Below are 17,235 nucleotides of genomic sequence, written 5' to 3' on the forward strand. Positions count from 1 at the left end.
AGCAAAGAGCCTTGCGGAAGGTTATTCCGGCAGATCCTCTTCGTTCTCCAGGCTGTGCCAGACGTTCTGGACATCATCATTGTCTTCCAGCGCATCCAGCAGCTTGCCCATCAGCTTCAGCTGGTCGGGGTCGGTCAGGCGGGTGGTGGTCATGGGCACCATGGCCAGATCGTCGGAGAGGATCTCGTAGCCCTTCTCCTCCATGGCCTTGACCACAGCAGAATAGTTCTCGGGATCGGTGGTGATCTCGGCTGCATCCTCGCTGGCATCGAAGTCCTCGGCACCAGCATCCAGAGCATCCATCATAGCCTCGTCGGCATCCTTATCTTCCAGAGAGATGTCAATGACACCCTTCTGGCTGAACAGGAAGCCCACGCAGCCCATAGCACCCAGATTGCCGCCGTTCTTGTCGAAGTAGTGGCGCAGGTCGGCAGCGGTACGGTTGCGGTTGTCGGTCAGGGTCTCCACCATGACAGCAACGCCGCCGGGGCCGTAGCCTTCGTAGGTGATTGCTTCGTACTCGGTCTTATCGCCGCCCTCAGCCTTCTTGATGATGCGCTGGATGTTATCGTTGGGCACGCTCATGCGCTTTGCCTTGGCAATCAGGTCAGCCAGCTTGCTGTTGGAAGCAGGGTTCGGGCCGCCGGTACGCACGGCAACGCTGATCTCGCGGCCGATCTTGGTAAAGACCTTTGCCTTTGCGCCATCGGTCTTTTCCTTCTTGCGCTTAATATTGTTCCATTTGCTATGTCCAGACATGGGAAAGAGCCTCCTGTATATTCTCAAATCTCCGCCTGCGGGCAGACGGGCTGTGGTCGCCCGCATTGTGGCAGCACACAAAATCTAACTCTATTATTGTAGCACAACCGGGCAGAGCGTTCAAGCCTTATCCGCCCGGTTTTCAGCATTCTGCGCGGAAAAATGCGCTTTTTCTGCCCGTTTACAGCAGCCGCAGCGCCTTGGGATAATGGTTTTTCACCCGCCCGCCGGACACCTTGCCGCCGCCCAGCGGCCAGCCGTCCACCGTCACGCAGCACCAGCCGTCAGCAGCGATGCGGGCTTCCACCTCACGGCCGGAAAGATACTCCACGCAGCGCGGGTCATCAAGGGTGAGTTCTTCGCGGTTTACGCACTGTGCGCCAAATGCCGTGAACAGATGGTGCTCCGGTACAAAGCGGCCTTTCTGCACGCTGCCCACAAATACGCCCGCCCGCAGCACATGCAGGTTCGTCTGCGGGAACGGCACCGGCAGCAGCACACCGCCGCCGTGCACCACAGCCGGGCGGTCAACCAGCGCCGGGAAATACTGCCCGGCAAACGCGTGCCATGCTGCAAGGCTCTGGGCAGGACTTGTCTCCCCTGCCTGTGCTTCGCGGCTGCGCTTTTCGCCCTGCACCGCTTCCCGGCAGGCACGGGCATTCTCGCGGCGGGGCACTGCGGGCATCCGGGGTCTTGGCAGGCTTGCCGCCCTTCCCCTTGGCCTTTTTGCCCGCAGCTTCCGCTGCTGCCAGCCAGAGCTGTTCTTCGGCAGTGTACTCGCCCTCTGCGGGCAGAACGCGCGGAGTGCCAGCTTTGACGAGCCGGGCCATAAAGTGGCCCTCGCCGCCCTGACAGGGCCAGATACGGCGCACCTTGCTCACATCCAGCGGCAGGCCGCCGGTGCGGTTGGCTTCGCCCTCACTGCCAAAGGTGTAGTCCACATTTCCCAAGGCATCCGCAAGGGTGAACTCCGGGTGGCGCTGCAGGAATGCCGCCACCTGTCCCTCGTCCTCCTCGGGTGCAAAGGTGCAGGTGGAATACACCAGCTGCCCGCCCGGGGCCAGCACAGCGGCTGCACAGTCCAGAATTTCTGCACCCAGCTCAGCACACTGCTTCACCAGCGCTTCACAGTGCTGCTGACGGGCCACCGGCTCCTTGCGGAACATTCCCTCGCCGGAACAGGGCGCGTCCACCAGAACGCGGTCAAAAAACTCCGGCAGGGCATCCGCAATGCGGGCGGGCGTCTCATTGAGCACCACCGCATTGGACACGCCCATGCGTTCCAGATTGCTTTTCAGGATATCCGCACGAGCTGCAACGTATTCGTTGCTCACCAGCACACCCCGGCCCTGCAGCGCCGCCGCCAGCTGGCTGCTTTTGCCGCCGGGCGCGGCGCACATGTCCAGCACACGCATCCCGGGCTGCACGCCCAGCAGCGGTGCCGCCGAGGACGCAGACGGCTCCTGCGAGTAGAACACGCCTGCATGGTGGTACGGATGCCGCCCGGGCCGGAATTTCAAATCATCCGGCTGATGCACCACGAATGCCGCCTTGCAAAAGGGCGATGCTTCCAGTGGGAAATCGGCTTTTGCGGCAAACTGCTCCGGTGAGCTGCGCAGGGCCGACACCGTTACGCCGCGCTCCGCCGTTTCCTGCGGGGCTGCATACAGGACATCGAACCGGTCTCCCAGCAGAGCGCGCTCCCGCTGTTCAAAATATTCCATGGGCATTCTGCATTCCTCCTGTGGGATGTATAAAGCCGCCGTCCGCGGCCAAACTAGGTCTTGTGAGGGGCACACCGCCCCGCACGGAAAACCGAAAGGAGATCATTCACTATGGCAACCGAAAACCGCAGCAATAACTGCAAGAATCAGACCTCGAACCGCACGTCCAGCCAGACCACCAACAGCGCCACCAACGAGCACAAGCACCCCAACCAGTACACCAAGGGTGCCGACGATGAGAGCGCCAAGAACTCCACGAGCAGCCGTTCCAGCAACGCCAAAAACAGCCGCTGACGCTGCCCTTCGCGCCTGATGGACCACGGGCGCGAACCTCTGATCTTTCTCAAATCGCAAAGCCCGCTGCCCTCCGGCACTGTTTTCCAGTGCGGAAAGCAGCGGGCTTTCGCGTCAGAAGTTGTTTTTATAGTCAAGGTGCGCCGAATGGGCGCGGCTTTTTTGCCGCCAGACAAGGCGGTTTTCCGCAGCAATCCTGATGGATTGCAAGGAAGAGCAACGCAGTATGGCAGCAAAAAGGCCGTTCAGGCGGTGTGCAATGATTATGAAAGCAACTTCTCAGGTCTCGTTGGGGTCGAACTGCTGCCACAGTGTTTCAAACAGCTCGTGCACACGGCCCAGCTGACCGTTCAGATACAGCCAGCCCAGCAGGCACTCAAAGCCGGTGGAAGCACGGTATTCCTCCGGGGAAGCGTGCTTTGCCACGCTGGCCTTGCTGGCGTTGCGGCCCCGCTTGAACACGGCCAGTTCGTCCTCAGTGAACAGCGGCTCCAGCAGCTGTTCCTCCCGGAACTGTGCCCGGGCCGAGACGTATTTGACCTTTTCTGCGTTGAGCTTTCCGGCAGACAGGCGGTGATGCTCCACCAGACGCTGTCGCACCAGCAGTTCCAGCACGCTGTCGCCCACAAAGGCCAGCGCCAAGGGGCTAAGCTCCCGCGGGTCGATCTTTTCAGGTTCGTTCATAGTGACCTCTTAGAAGATATAATCGAACTGGTAATCGCCAATGAGAATGGTGTCGTTCTCCTGCACGCCCTTTGCCACCAGAGCGTCCAGAATGCCGCTCTCGCCCAGCTGACGCTGGAAGAACTGCAGGCTTTCGTAGTCGTCCACATTGCTGCCGGCCAGAATGTATTCCAGCCACGGGGCTTCCACGCTCCACACATGGGCTTCCATGCGCTTGATCTCAAACGCACGGTCGTTGGCCTTGGGTTCGGGCTTCTTGTACTCGGGAGCAAACACCGGCACCGGCGGGATATCCTTCAGGCGGTTATACACGAGGCCCGGCAGTTCCTTCACGCCCTGCATCGTAGCGGCAGAGATGGGCACAAAGGTCAAGCCCTTGCCCTCCACATACTTGCGGAAAGCTTCGATCTGCTCCTCGGTGGCCAGATCGCACTTGTTGCCAATGACGATCTGCGGGCGCTCAGCCAGCACAGGGCTGAACTTTGCCAGCTCCTCGTTGATCTTTTCAAAATCCTCAATGGGTTCACGGCACTCGCTGCCAGAAACATCCACCACATGCAGCAGCAGGCGGCAGCGCTCCACATGGCGCAGGAAGTCATGTCCCAGACCGATGCCCTCGCTGGCACCCTCGATCAGGCCGGGGATGTCGGCGCAGACAAAGCTTGCGCCCTCCGCCACGGATACAACGCCCAGCGTGGGCACCAGCGTGGTGAAGTGGTAGTTTGCGATCTTAGGCTTGGCTGCGCTGATGGTGGAAACGAGGGTGGACTTACCCACATTGGGGAAGCCGATCAGACCCACATCGGCGATCAGCTTCAGCTCCAGCGTCACCTGAATGTCTTCGCCGGGCATACCGGGCTTTGCAAACTTGGGGATCTGTCGGGTGGGAGTGGCAAAATGCGCATTGCCGTAGCCGCCGCGGCCACCCTTTGCAATGGTGACTGGGGTGTGGTCGGACAGGTCCGCAATGACAAGGCCGCTCTCGGCGTCCTTGATGACGGTGCCCAGCGGCACCTTGATGACAAGGTTCTCCGCGTTTTTGCCGTGGCACAGGCTTGCACCGCCCTTGCCGCCCTCCGGGGCCACATACTTGCGCTTATAGCGGAAATCCATCAGGGTGGTCAGGTGATCGTCCACCACAAAGATGATATCGCCGCCGCGGCCGCCGTCGCCGCCGTCCGGGCCGCCAGCGGCCACGAATTTTTCACGGTGAAAGCTCACCGCACCGTCGCCGCCCTTGCCCGCGTGGAGCCATATCGTGGCGATGTCGATAAAGTTGGTTTGTGCTGCCATACAGCCCCTCCTTAGTTTCTTCCTCTATTCAGCTCGCCCCTTCGGGGGAGCTGGACGCGCCAGAGCGCGGCCTGAGAGGGTTCTTTTCATCAAAAAGAGCCGGGCCACGAGGGTCCGGCTCTCTACGTTTTGCAGTTATCCGAAAGAAGTTACTGCTTGACGCTGCACTTCTTGCCGTCTTTACCCACGCGCTCGAAACGGACGGTACCGTCCACCAGAGCAAACAGGGTGTCATCGCTGCCCTTGCCAACGTTCTCACCCGGCATGATGTGGGTGCCACGCTGACGAACCAGGATGTTGCCGGCCAGAACAAACTGACCGTCTGCACGCTTGGTGCCCAGACGCTGTGCTGCGGAATCGCGGCCGTTCTTGGTGCTGCCTACGCCCTTTTTATGTGCCATTGTAATTTACCTCCTTAGCCGTTGATCGCAGTGATCTCAACCTTGGTGAAGGGCTGACGATGGCCCATACGGCGAGCACTGTGCTTCTTTGCGCGATAGGTGATGATGTTCAGCTTCTTGCCCTTGCCATTCTTGATGACCTTGGCAGTAACGGTAGCACCCTCAACAACGGGAGCGCCAACCTTCACAGAACCCTCCTCGCCAATAGCGAGAACCTGATCAAACTTCACTTCGGAGTCGGCCTCAACGTCCAGCTTTTCGATGTAGACGATGTCGCCCTGCTCCACGCGGTACTGCTTACCGCCGGTAACAATGATTGCGTACATTTTGTTCATTCCTTTTCGTTGTACTCGCTGGTCGTAAAGGCAGGCCCTTACACTGGGCCATTTCAGGCGCCCACACCATGCGGCTAGAATATTATAGCAAAAAAACGATGGAAATGCAAGAGGAATTTTCCTCTTTCCGAAGGATTTTTTATTTTTCCGTCTTCCCGCTTTCCGCGATGGTGCGTTTTACTTCCGCGTTGTAGGCTTCGGTGCGCTCCACGAAGAGCTTGCGCGGGCTGGAAGCCAGTAGTTCCGTATCTGTATCCGTCATCAGACCGATAACAGTTTTTTCTTTGCCCAGCTTATTGACTGCGGCTTTGTTGTCCGCCGTCATTGCCAGCTTTACCATCAGGGGCTTGTCCTTGAACTTGTGGGTGAAGTAAATTTCCGCAGCCACACCGACTACCACAGCGATACCTGCCACCAGCTGGGATACCCGCAGACCAATGGAGGGCACCAACATCAGACTGTCGGTGCGCAGGGCTTCGATCCAGAAGCGGCCCGCGCCGTACCAGATCATATACCGCAGGGCAATGTCACCGTTGAACTTGCGCTTTTTAATGTAACGGAACAGCAGGAGAAAGCCCACGAAGCACCAGATGCTTTCGTACAGGAAGGTGGGATGCACCGGCAGATTCGGGTCAATGGTCACGCCGCTCTGGGCCGTGACTGTGCTGCCCATCAGGTAAGCGCGGGTCGTTTCGCTGAACATGCCCCACGGCAGGGTGGTGTTGCAACCAAAGGCCTCCTGATTGAAGAAGTTGCCCCAGCGGCCGCAGCCCTGTCCCAGCAGAAAACCCATAGCGGTCAGGTCGAACATGGGCAGCACCGGCACGCCCCGCCGTTTGCAGGCCAAGCCACCGAACAGAAAGCCGCCGATGATGCCACCGTAGATGGCAAGGCCGCCATCCCGAATGGCGATCATCTCCCAGATGCTTTCGTATTTAAAGGGTGCCATGGCCACATAGTAAGCGCGGGCGCTGACAATGCCCAGCACGATGCCGATCAAGATCACGTCCACCATGCTGTCCGGGTCCACGCCGAACTCGATGCTGTGGCGGAACGCAAATACCAGCGCCAGACAGATGCCAAAGGCAATGCACACGCCATACCAGTAAATATTGAACCCGCCAATGGAAAGGGCCACGCGGTTGATCTCAAAGCTCAGGCCCAGCCCCGGGAACTGCACCAGATTTGTCATTCTGCTTCCTCCTCGTTCTCGGCCAGCGGCGCAGTGCCATCTGGCAAAATATCCATCACAGCCATGCGGTCGGTGCTGAGGATGTGCTGCAGCGCAGCGTCCGCATCCTCGGCAGTCAGCCCTGCCAGCATGGTGATCTGCTGCGCCACCGTCTGGCCGGAGAGGGCAAAGTCTGCCATCTGGCTGGCCGAGTCCTCCACATTTTCCAGATTTTCGATCAGCTGGCCGTACTTTTCGTTCTTGCACAGGGTAAAGATCTCCCGGTCCACACCCGCGGCACGGATGCGGGCGATCTCGTCCAGAAGCATCTGCTTCACGGCATCGGGGGCATCGCTCTCGCCGGTGAACAGGATGCAGCAGCAGCCGTCCACCCGCAGCACTTCCCCGCCAAAGCCGGGGTTCACAAGGCCTCCGTCGTACAGACGGCGGTACAGCGGCGACATGCCGCCTGTGATGCAGCTCAGGATCAGATCATACAGCGCTTCAGTGCGCAGATCGTTCGGGGGCAACGGCTTCTCCTTGAAGCCCACGCCGAAGCAGGGCTTGGACACCGGCATTTTCAGGGTCTTATGGGCTGCCGCCAGCGTCATGGGTTCCGGCTTCCACAGCCGCTGCACTCTTTCGGTGCTGCGCGGTTTCATCAGGCCGTGGCGCTCACAGGCAGCCAGGATCTGCTCCATGGTAGTGTTGCCGGCAGCCGCCAGCACCATATTGCCCGGTGCATAGAAGGCTTTGCAGCTGTCGTAAAGCATCTCCGGCGTGATCTCAGCAATGCTCTCCACCGTGCCCGCGATATCGCTGCGGATGGGATGCTCGTGGTACAAGCACTCGAACAGACCGGTGATGAGCCGCCAGTCCGGGCTGTCATCGTACATTTTGATCTCCTGTCCGATGATGCCCTGCTCCTTGGCGATGGTCTGCTCGGTAAAGTACGGATGAGTCACCATGCCCAGCAGCACATCCAAGCTTTCGTCCAGCTGCTGGGTCGCAGTGAACAGGTAGCAGGTGCGGTCAAAGCTGGTAAATGCGTTGGCATTGGCACCGGTCTTGGCATACTTTGCAAAGGCATCGCCGTCCTGATCTTCAAACATCTTGTGCTCGAGGAAGTGTGCCACGCCTGCAGGCAGATGCACCTCTTTGCCGTCCAGCCGGAAATCCCGGTCAATGGAGCCAAAGCGGGTAGCAAAAATGACATGGGTACTGGAATAGCCCGGCATGGGCCGCACGATAACGGTCAGTCCGGAGGGCAGGGTCTGCCACTGGTCAGCCACGGTCTTTTCCAGCAGGGTCTGGTTATTCTGCGGCATGAGCGGCCACCTCCTTTGTGAGCAGATAGCTGACCGAGAGGGTCAGTTTGCGCAGGATGGCGCGCACGTCGTCCTTGGTCACGGCCTGCAGAGCGGCGCGGGCTTCGGCGGGTGTCTGCACCTTGGCCGGGTCGCCGCCGCGCAGCACTTCAATGTAATACCATGTCTCGATGCCGCCCAAGGTATCCTCTACCCCCTGCATCCCGCTCAGCAGACCCCGACGGCAGTCCTCAAATTCATCGTCGGTGATGGGGCCATCGCACAGGTCGGCCAGTTCCTTCAAGATGGCCTGCTCTGCCCGGGCTGCGTCGGCGTGCTCCACGCCGCTGTTCACAGCCATGCTTCCGGTAAAGCTCTGGAACGAGGACGAGCAGTAGTAGCACAGGTGGTCACGCTCGCGCACATTCAGGAACAGGCGGCTGGTCACACTGCCGCCGTACAGCGCCATGGCAAGGCGCACAGCAGCCAGCTGTTCGGTGCGCATGGGTTCGCCCAGCGTGAACAGCATACAGAGCTTCGCCTGCACCATATCATAGGTTTCGGTTTTGTGCACCGGCTCCCGGCGGGGCATGGCAATGTTTTCTGCCAGCGGCAGCGGTGCGCGGTCAATTGCCGCAAGCTCTGCCAGCAGTGCATCCTTTACCGCAGCGGTCTGCTCTGCCGTGCAGCCCAACACAAGCAGTTCAATGTTGGCGGTGCGCAGCATCTCGTAATAGGCTGCGGTAAGCTGTTCCGGTGTCAGGCCTTCCACCTCTTCCAGATAGCCCTCCTGCCGCACACCCGCCGGGCTGTCGCCAAAGAATTCCCGGTTGGCCTGATGCAGGCAGTAAAGGCGCTTATCGTTGATCTCATCTTCCAGCGCCTTTTTCAGCATCTGCTTTTCAATGCCCACGGCTTCCGGATCAAAAGTGCCGCCCACAAAATACGGGTGAAAGGCCGCACCCAGTGCAATGGATGCATATTCCCTTGTAAGGGTCTCCCCTTCCAGCGCAAACTGATCCTTGATGCCGGTAACACTAACACACAGGTTGTGGCTGCAGCCCATGGGCCGGGCATCCACTGTGAGGTCTGCACCGTAGAGCTTGGCCAGCTTTTTGGTCAGGCGGGTCATATCCGGGCAGTCGGCATAGCCGCGCTCCAGCACCAGCGGCAGCAGCGCATGTGCTGTGGCCGTTTCCCGCTTTGCCGGAAAGGCAAAGTGGACGCTGATGCGGCAGCGGTTGAATTTTTCCGCCGGGTCACAGGAAAGATGCACACCCGGCGCAATGAGAGTACGTTCCAATTTGTTCCTCCGCCCTGCTTTCACAGGGAGCTTTTATTTTTATGATGCCTTCTGCAAGGCAAGAAATTCTTCCAGACTCAGGCCGCTGGCACGGATGGCAAGGGCATTTTCAACGCCCACATACCGCCAGTGCCACGGCTCAAACACCACGCCGGTAGCAGCCTGCCTGTCCTGCGGGTAGCGCAGGATGAAGCCGTATTCGGCGGCGTAGGCGGTGAGCCACTCGTAGGCGCGGGTCGTATCAAAGCCGGTATCACGGGTCGGGTAGTCCGTACTGAGGATATCCGCCGCATAGCCGGTGCCGTGATCATTGCATTCCGCAGGCGGCTGGATATCTGCCGCAAGGCTGGCGGCTTCTTCCTCGGTTTTGCCCTTTTCCAGATACTGCTGCTTCTGCGTCTCATAGGCCGCGCTGCGGGCATCTGCGTCCTGATAGCCTGCCGTCAGCACCAGTGCAACGCCGTCCTCGGCCGCAGCCGCAGCCATTTTCTGGTAGGCTGCAGCTGCTTCGGCTTCCAGTTGGATACCGCTGGCTTCATCGGCATCGGCAAGGGCCGGAGAGGGTTCCTCGGCAAAAGGCAGATTGGTGTTCACCAGCACAAAACGCTCATCGTCAGCATCAAAGCTGTAGCCGGTGCCATCGTAGCTGGCCGCATCAAAGCTCTGCGGCCCTGCAAGTATGGCGTTCACCTTTGGCAGCAGCCAGAGGATGCCTTTGGTCATAAGCGCCACAATGGCGGCGCAGACGAGAATGAGAACGGCCCAGTTGCGGGCCAGACGCAGCCGCTTGCGGCGCTTCCACTGAGCGCGGGTCAGGCGGGGCTTTGCAGCATTTCTATCAGTCGGTTCCATGGTGCGTTGCAGCTCCTTTTGCAGAATTTGCAGCGCACTGCGCCGCACAGATACAGTGTATATTATACACCCCTTTGCATTTTGTGTAAACGCCGGAAGTGTAAAATAAGTATGACCGAAAAAACTCCTTCCGTCTGCTCGCACGCTCGCATCTACCTTCCTCAATGAGGGAGGCTCTGGCGAAACAGAAAAGTTTCCCGCTCTGCCAAAGGCCCCCTCTCAGAGGGGGCTGTCGCCGCAGGCGACTGGAGGAGTTTTCCACGCAAAAATGCCGCACCACCTAAAAAGCGATGCGGCATTCCTATATTTTTATTTAATCAAACAGCATATCGTGGATCGCAGAAACAGCCTTGTCGGCATCGTCGCGGTTGATGATGCAGGAGATCTTGATCTCGCTGGTGGAGATCATCTTGATGTTGATGTTGTTGTTGGACAGTGCCTCAAACATCTTGGAAGCAACGCCGCTGTGGCTCTGCATACCGGCACCCACAATGGAGACCTTGGCGCAGGTGGTGTCCACGCTCACATCGTTGAAGTGTGCGCTCTCCTTCAGCACGCGCATGGCCAGATCGGCTTCGCCCTCAGAGCAGGTAAAGCTGATATCCTTCTTGCCGTCACGGCCGGTGGACTGCAGGATGATGTCCACGTTGATGTTCTTCTGGGCCAGCAGACCGAAGATCTTGAAGCTCATGCCCGGCTCATCGGGAACGTTCAGAATCGTGATAACAGCAACATCAGTGTCTTTTGCGACACCCTTGATCAGCATACCTTCCATGTCTTTTGTAACCTCCTTGACCACCGTACCGGGCACGGGATTCAGGCTGGAGAGCACCTCCAGCTCCACATTATACTTTTTGGCCAGCTCCACGCTGCGGTTGTTCAGCACCTGTGCACCCAGAGATGCCAGCTCCAGCATCTCGTCAAAGGTGATCTCATCCAGCTTGCGGGTGTTGCGCACCTTGCGCGGGTCGGCCGTGTAAACGCCTTCCACATCGGTAAAGATCTGGCAGCGGTCTGCGTGCAGGGCTGCTGCAATGGCAACAGCGCTGGTGTCGGAGCCGCCGCGGCCCAGAGTGGTGATGTCATCCATCTTGTTCAGGCCCTGGAAGCCCGCCACAACAACCACACGGTTGCGCTCCAGCTCAGAAGAGATGCGCTCTGTCTCCAAGCGGGTGATGCGCGCCTTGGTATAGGCGCGGTCGGTGCGGAAGCCAGCCTGCCAGCCGGTCAGGCTGATGGCATGGCAGCCCAGCTCATTCAGTGCCATGGCCAGCAGCGAAATGCTGATCTGCTCGCCGCTAGCCAGCAGCATATCCATTTCACGGGCCGAAGGGTTGTGGGTGATCTCCCCAGCCTTGGCGATCAGGTCATCGGTGGTATCGCCCTGAGCGGACACCACCACAACTACGTCATTGCCCGCGTTGTGGGTGTTTGCCACAATGCGTGCCACGTTGAAGATACGGTCACGGTCCTTCACCGAAGAACCGCCGAACTTCTGTACGATCAACGCCATATCTTGTCACTCTCCTCTTTTTGTCCCTTTGTCAAAAGGGGGTACACCGGGCGGAAGCGGTCAGCAGCGCCTTGCACTTCCCTTACCCATTTATCATTCCACCGTTGCGCCGGTGTTATCGGCATCCAAACGCAGCAATGTAAATGCTTCACATCCGTCCAGACCTTCCAGCAGCTCCAGACCCTTTTCCAGCTTGGAATAGAACTTTTCGGCCTCCGCCTTTTCCGCTACGGCCATCACGGTGCTGCCCGCACCGGAAACGTAAACAGCCTTTGCACCGCACAGGCGTGCCATATCGAACACTTCCTTAGAGCCGGGCATCAGCGGCATACGGTAGGGCTGGTGCAGCTTATCCTCGGTGGCAATGGCCAGCAGGTCATGTCTGCCCTCGCAGAAGGCGGCGGGCACCAGCGCAGCGCGCGAAAGGTTATATACCGCGTCCTTGTGGGAGACTTCTTTGGGCAGGGCCGCACGAGCGGCTTCCGTCAGCAGCTTGTAGTCCGGCACGATGGCGGCGAAGCACAGCGTTTCATCCACATTGCGCTTGACCGAGTACACCTTGCCATCCTCGAACACGCTGCTGGTCAGGCCGCCCAGAAGAGCCGGGGCCACGTTATCCGGGTGGCCCTCGATGGAGGTAGCCAGCGTGAGCAGCTCCTGCGTGTTGAGCACATCGCCCAGCATCCGGTTTGCACCCAGCAGTCCCGCAATGATGCAGGCCGAGGAAGAACCAAGGCCGCGCGCCATGGGGATGGGATTCGTCTGGGTGATCTTGAGGGGCGGGATCTGCTTGCCCACCTTCTCAAACAGCCCCTTTGCCGAACGGTACACGAGGTTCGATTCACCGCGCGGGATGCGGGTACCGTCCGCAGACGAGATATCCAGCACTTCGCTCTCTTCAAAGGTGACCGTATTATACAGCGTCACCGCCAGACCCAGCGCATCAAAGCCGGAGCCGATGTTTGCACTGGTGGCCGGGACAGAAACCTTGATCTTCATAGCCGCCGCACCTTTCCTTATTCCGTTATCAGTTTTCTTCCGGCAGACGCTTGAGCACCAGCTTCACGCTGCCGCCCACGGCTTCCACCTTGCGGGCTGCTTCGGCCAGTGCCTTTTCGTCGGCGCGCTCCACAAAGTAAGCGCAGCCTTCGTAGCGTTCGTCCACCACCCTGCCATAGCCGTAGATGGCTTCCACCACCGCCGGAGCAATGCCTGCTACACGCACATAATATGCAGCAGGAGCCGGGTCGGTGAGCATTCCCTCCACCGGCTCAGCAGGCTGCCAGAACAGGCTGTCGTGCACCTTGGAGCCATGCTTCAGGGCATCCACAACGTCGGCCACCACGGCGCTGGCGGTGGGCAGCTTGCCTGCGCCCTTGCCGTAGAACACCACGTCGCCCAGCATATCGCCCTTGACCAGCACTGCATTGAACACATCGTCCACGCTGGCCAGCTGGTTTGCCTTGGGCACCAGACACGGCTCCACACCGGCAGCCACGCTGCCGTCCTTGCCGCGCTTCATCCATGCGATCAGCTTGATCACACAGCCCAGCTTTTCCGCCGCTTCCACATCTGCCGTGGTAATGGCACGGATGCCGCGGGTAGGAATGTTCTGGGGGTAGATCTGATGGCCGCACACCAGCGAGGACAGAATGGCGATCTTGCGGCAGGCATCACGGCCGTCCACATCGTCGCTGGGGTCCTTCGTCTCGGCGTAGCCCAGCTCTTGCGCGATCTTCAGCGCATCGTCAAAGCCCAGATTTTCGCGCACCATCTTGGTGAGCATGAAGTTGGTGGTGCCATTCACGATGCCCTCCACCTCGGTGATGACGTTTGCCGCCAGACACTGGTGCATCGGGGTAATGATGGGCGTACCGCCGCCCACAGAAGCCTCGAACAGGAAGGCACAGCCGTGCTCTTTGGCAAGGCCCAGCAGCTCTGCGCCGTAGGTGGCCACCATCTCCTTGTTGGAAGTGCATACGCTGCGGCCGCTCTCAAGGCAGGCCTTTACATACGGATACGCAAAGCGGGTGCCGCCGATGGTCTCCACCACCACCTTGATCTCCGGGTCTTCCAGAATGGTATCGAAGTTCTTTATAAACAGGTGTGCATCCGGATGGTTTGAAAAATCCTTCGGGTCAAGGATGTACTTGACCTCCACCGGCTCACCTGCACGGCGGGAGACACCCGCAGCGTTGCGGCACAGTACCTCGTACACGCCGCTGCCCACCGTGCCAAAGCCCAGAATTGCAATTTTAGCCATTGTTGTTCTCCCTCGTTTTCTGAAGACTGCTTACAGATTGTACCCGCAGTGCACGCCTACCACCATACGCTGACGCGAAAGTTTTTCGGTCAGCTCTTCGGGGTCATCTGCATGGTATCGGTGCGGATGGTGACTGCCACCAGTGCGGCACCGTTTTCCGGTGTGGACTGGTTGATGGTCACAATGCTTGCACCTGCGGCGCTGATGCCGGCCAGCAGGCTCTGCAGTGCACCGGTCTCGTCCCGCAGAGTAGCCATGACGGTGATCACCTCACGGCCATTCTCGGAGTCAAAAATGCAATCCTTATACTTATAAAAAGCGCTGCGCGAAAGATCGACTGCGCGGGTGGCTGCGGAAATGCTGCGTGCCTCCCCGCTGGCCAGAAGTTCCTTGGCACGCACCACCTTGAGAAAAACCTCAGGCAGCACCTGCGCATCTACCAGATAAAAGCGGCGTTCCAACTTGTTCACCTCACAAACACAAGTGTTCTTGCAGTGAATATAATAGCATCCGGCCCCCTGCAATGCAAGAGGTCGGATGCGTTTTTGTCAGATTATCCAGTTTTGCTGCGGCAAGCGCGGTATTTCCTTGCCGGATTCACTCCGCGCCGGTGCCGATAGTACGCCTTTTGTCCTTCATATGGCTACAGATCAGTCTGTATCCTGATTACCTGTATCCGCAGGAATGACAGCCTGCTCCGGTGCCGCAGTCTCCGCAGGTGCAGCCGCTGCAGGAGCTGCTGCATGGGAGTAGTTGCAGGTACCAGGCAGATCATCGGCGCGGTAGTAGCCCACGGCGGTGCTGGGGCAGGAGCCGCCTGCCAGCAGGCCGCTCTGGGTGCAGTAGCGGCGCTCCACCACACCGGCAGAGGTCGGGAATGCCTTATACGGCAGGTTTGCCTGCACCTGTTCCATCAGGGCCTTCCACGCCATAACACAGGTACGGGTCTTGGCCTGCTGCTTACCCAGCGTCTTGGTCATATCATAGGGTGCATCGTAGCCCCACCACACGGCGGTAACGTAGTACGGCGTGCCGCCCACGAACCACAGATCCTTTTCGTCGCTGGCGGTACCGGTCTTGCCAAAGGCTTCCATGCCGTTGGAGTTGGGGTAGCGGCCGCCGGCGGTGCCCACGCTGGAGTACAGAACGTTCTTCAGCAGGCGGTTCATCACATAAGCGGTATCCGGGGTCAGGGCCTGATAGCTGGTGGAGTTGTTCTCCAGATAGATATTGCCGTCACGGTCCAGCACGCGGGTATACAGGTGCGGGGTGGTGTACTGGCCATCGTAGAAGATCTGGAACGCAGCTGCCAGCGCCGTGGGCGTAACGCCATGAGTCTGACTGCCCATAACCATCTGCGCCAGACCCACATCGTTTACCGGGTCCAGCGTGTTCAGCTGCAGGGTGTTGTACACAAAATTGAAGATGTTGCTTGCGCCCACCAGATCACCCACACGCACCGCAATGGTGTTCAGCGAGCGGGCCAGACCGTTCCACAGCGGCACATCACTGTTGTCGCCGTAGTTGCCGCCATAGTTACGGGGCCAGCTGCGCCATGCGTTGGGATAAGCGCGCAGCTGCTTGTCGGAAAGGCCCATCAGGCCGTTCTTGCGGCAGTAATCCTCATCGCGGATCACCATATCCTGCTTCTGATACAAGGGCGAGTTGTTGAGCATGGTGGACCAGTTCACCAGACCATACTCTACACCCAGTGCATACGCACCGATAGGCTTGATGGTAGAACCCGTCTGACGAGTGACACTGTAGGCACGGTTCAGCGAGAGGCTCTTGTTCTTTTCGCCCAGACCACCCACAATGGCGATCACATTGCCGTCATAGTCCAGCGTGACCATGGCTGCCTGAGTACGCACATTGCGGTAATAGTAAACGGTACCGTCGTCGCCGGTGCGGGTCTTGGGCGTACCGTCCTCGTTCATCACCTGTACATCGTCGTCCGAGATGGAGGTCACCTCTTCCTCATGCCAGCCGGCCGGGAAGTAGGCATCATCCGTGTTGAGCATCAGGTTTTCCATGGCGGACTGCGCCTTGGTGTTCACAGTCGACTCAACGGTAAAGCCGCCGGTGTACAGCAGCTTCTGTGCCTCGGATTCCGAAATGTTTTCCTTGTCCATAATGTCCTGCACCAGCTCGGTGAACAGTGCATCGGTAAAGTAAGAGGTAACGGAAGAATTCTTCTTGGTATCCTCTTCCTCGGCCAGTACCAGCGGCTGGGCCGCTGCGTTGCGGTAGTCCTCTTCGCTGATCACGCCCTGCTGCCACATGTTGTACATGAGGAAGTTACGGCGGTTGATCAGGTTTTCGGGGTTGGTGTAGGGGTTATAGTTGGTGGGGTTTTTGGTGATGGACGCAATGGTCGCACACTCCCACAGGGTCAGCTGGCTGACATCCTTATTAAAGTATTCGTTGGCCGCAGTCTGCACGCCCTGAATGGTGCCGGTAAAGCTGATGGTGTTCAGGTACGCTTCCAGAATGGTCTCCTTGGAATAGCTGCGGCTCAGGCAGAGGGCGCGGTAGATCTCGCGCAGCTTGCGCAGTGCGCCTTCAATGCCGCTGGCGCTCTTGTCGTCGGTCAGGTTCTTGATCAGCTGCTGCTCCAGCGTGGATGCACCCTGCTTGGAGCTGTAGATGGGCAGCAGGTATTCGTTGACCATTGCGCCGATGGTGCGCTTGAAGTTGACGCCGGGCTCGTTGTAAAAGTCCTTATCCTCGGTGCAGATGAACGCATACTGCAGGTTCGTGGGGATCTGCTCCAGATCCGCCCACACGCGGTGGCTGTTGGAAGAGCGCAGCGTGGCATACTCCACCTGTGCACCGGTGTCCGGGTCGGTGGCCATCACCACACTGGACTGGCTCAGCTCAATGTTGTCCAGATCCAGCAGGTCGCCGTCGTTGGCGGTAGCCTGCACCACGTAATACACAGCACCCACTGCCACCAGACTGCCTGCCATGATGCCCAGACAAATCAGTGTAGCAATGGTTCGGCCAATGAAGCGCAGAATGGGATGTCTGCCCTTTTCACAGGGTTCCTTTGGTTCTTTGGGTTCCCGGCCGCGTCTGGGTCCCGGCTGGGACTCCCGGCGGCTGTTGCTCACATTTACCTTCCGCCCCGCCGGTGCCGGGGAATGCCCCTCACCGGCACGGTTGATCTTTCTCATATCGGAGATAGAAATCGCCTCCTAACATTCAGGCTGCTTTTTCAGCGCCATGCGCTGGTACTTTTCCATCAAAGCGCACAGAACTGCACGCAATACCATATTATAGCACGTGCACAGAACGCGGGCAAGAACCAATCTTCGGCCCTGATAGGTCTAATCA

17 protein-coding genes are annotated in these 17,235 nt (G+C 59.0%); 1 reads left to right on the top strand and 16 read right to left on the bottom strand.

The genetic code is table 11. The features are described from left to right. Window positions 1-21: 21 nt before the first annotated feature. The 3 genes from PXT33_RS09490 to PXT33_RS09500 form a co-directional block, all read right to left on the bottom strand. The gene (locus PXT33_RS09490) at window positions 22-759 is read right to left on the bottom strand and encodes a YebC/PmpR family DNA-binding transcriptional regulator (protein ID WP_044954219.1); all 738 of its coding nucleotides are present in this window, start codon (window positions 757-759) and stop codon (window positions 22-24) included. A 181-nt stretch (window positions 760-940) separates the two neighbouring features. Further along, a complete protein-coding gene (locus PXT33_RS09495; RefSeq protein WP_347070305.1) occupies window positions 941-1,396 on the bottom strand; it encodes an RsmF rRNA methyltransferase first C-terminal domain-containing protein in 456 nt (151 codons plus the stop codon). Continuing rightward, window positions 1,287-2,489 (bottom strand): RsmB/NOP family class I SAM-dependent RNA methyltransferase, encoded by a 1,203-nt coding sequence (locus tag PXT33_RS09500; protein WP_347070306.1) that lies wholly within the window; start codon window positions 2,487-2,489, stop codon window positions 1,287-1,289. The genes PXT33_RS09495 and PXT33_RS09500 overlap by 110 nt, the downstream gene beginning before the upstream one ends. A gap of 105 nt (window positions 2,490-2,594) precedes the next feature. Between PXT33_RS09500 and PXT33_RS09505 the strand changes: the two genes are divergently transcribed. Beyond that, window positions 2,595-2,777, top strand: coding sequence for a hypothetical protein (locus PXT33_RS09505; RefSeq protein ID WP_207698978.1), 183 nt, complete (start codon window positions 2,595-2,597; stop codon window positions 2,775-2,777). Window positions 2,778-3,056: 279 nt separating this feature from the next. On the opposite strand, the gene PXT33_RS09510 is transcribed toward PXT33_RS09505, so the two are convergent. The 13 genes from PXT33_RS09510 to PXT33_RS09570 form a co-directional block, all read right to left on the bottom strand. Then, a complete protein-coding gene (locus PXT33_RS09510) occupies window positions 3,057-3,461 on the bottom strand; it encodes a Mini-ribonuclease 3 (RefSeq protein ID WP_097775375.1) in 405 nt (134 codons plus the stop codon). A gap of 9 nt (window positions 3,462-3,470) precedes the next feature. Then, window positions 3,471-4,754: a GTPase ObgE gene (gene obgE, locus PXT33_RS09515; protein WP_223389735.1), complete on the bottom strand. Its 1,284-nt coding sequence runs from the start codon at window positions 4,752-4,754 to the stop codon at window positions 3,471-3,473. 149 nt (window positions 4,755-4,903) lie between these two features. Beyond that, a complete protein-coding gene (rpmA, locus tag PXT33_RS09520; protein ID WP_005945908.1) occupies window positions 4,904-5,155 on the bottom strand; it encodes a 50S ribosomal protein L27 in 252 nt (83 codons plus the stop codon). Window positions 5,156-5,169: 14 nt separating this feature from the next. Continuing rightward, complete coding sequence (gene rplU / locus PXT33_RS09525; protein ID WP_044954216.1) at window positions 5,170-5,481, bottom strand: 50S ribosomal protein L21; 312 nt, start codon at window positions 5,479-5,481, stop codon at window positions 5,170-5,172. Window positions 5,482-5,629: 148 nt separating this feature from the next. Beyond that, window positions 5,630-6,682, bottom strand: coding sequence for a prolipoprotein diacylglyceryl transferase (gene lgt, locus PXT33_RS09530; RefSeq protein WP_223389733.1), 1,053 nt, complete (start codon window positions 6,680-6,682; stop codon window positions 5,630-5,632). Further along, complete coding sequence (gene yfmH / locus PXT33_RS09535) at window positions 6,679-7,989, bottom strand: EF-P 5-aminopentanol modification-associated protein YfmH (RefSeq protein WP_332376419.1); 1,311 nt, start codon at window positions 7,987-7,989, stop codon at window positions 6,679-6,681. Before yfmH ends, lgt begins: the two co-directional genes overlap by 4 nt. Further along, window positions 7,976-9,271, bottom strand: a complete 1,296-nt coding sequence (locus PXT33_RS09540) for a pitrilysin family protein (protein ID WP_298638394.1) — start codon at window positions 9,269-9,271, stop codon at window positions 7,976-7,978. The genes yfmH and PXT33_RS09540 overlap by 14 nt, the downstream gene beginning before the upstream one ends. 39 nt (window positions 9,272-9,310) lie before the next feature. Next, on the bottom strand, window positions 9,311-10,123 hold the full coding sequence (locus PXT33_RS09545; RefSeq protein ID WP_332376420.1) for a M15 family metallopeptidase: 813 nt from the start codon (window positions 10,121-10,123) through the stop codon (window positions 9,311-9,313). A gap of 313 nt (window positions 10,124-10,436) precedes the next feature. Then, window positions 10,437-11,636 carry an aspartate kinase gene (locus tag PXT33_RS09550; protein WP_005945897.1) on the bottom strand — a complete coding sequence of 400 codons (1,200 nt, stop codon included), beginning with the start codon at window positions 11,634-11,636 and terminating at the stop codon, window positions 10,437-10,439. 93 nt (window positions 11,637-11,729) lie between these two features. Further along, window positions 11,730-12,635 carry a homoserine kinase gene (thrB, locus tag PXT33_RS09555; protein WP_005945895.1) on the bottom strand — a complete coding sequence of 302 codons (906 nt, stop codon included), beginning with the start codon at window positions 12,633-12,635 and terminating at the stop codon, window positions 11,730-11,732. Window positions 12,636-12,663: 28 nt separating this feature from the next. Continuing rightward, complete coding sequence (locus tag PXT33_RS09560; protein ID WP_005945893.1) at window positions 12,664-13,899, bottom strand: homoserine dehydrogenase; 1,236 nt, start codon at window positions 13,897-13,899, stop codon at window positions 12,664-12,666. An 89-nt stretch (window positions 13,900-13,988) separates the two neighbouring features. Continuing rightward, window positions 13,989-14,360: an amino acid-binding protein gene (locus PXT33_RS09565; RefSeq protein ID WP_347070307.1), complete on the bottom strand. Its 372-nt coding sequence runs from the start codon at window positions 14,358-14,360 to the stop codon at window positions 13,989-13,991. Between the two features lie 189 nt (window positions 14,361-14,549). Then, window positions 14,550-17,075 carry a transglycosylase domain-containing protein gene (locus PXT33_RS09570; protein ID WP_332376422.1) on the bottom strand — a complete coding sequence of 842 codons (2,526 nt, stop codon included), beginning with the start codon at window positions 17,073-17,075 and terminating at the stop codon, window positions 14,550-14,552. Window positions 17,076-17,235 lie beyond the last annotated feature (160 nt).

Origin of the sequence: Faecalibacterium taiwanense, assembly GCF_036632915.2 — a bacterium.
GTDB classification, from domain to species: Bacteria; Bacillota; Clostridia; order Oscillospirales; family Ruminococcaceae; genus Faecalibacterium; species Faecalibacterium taiwanense.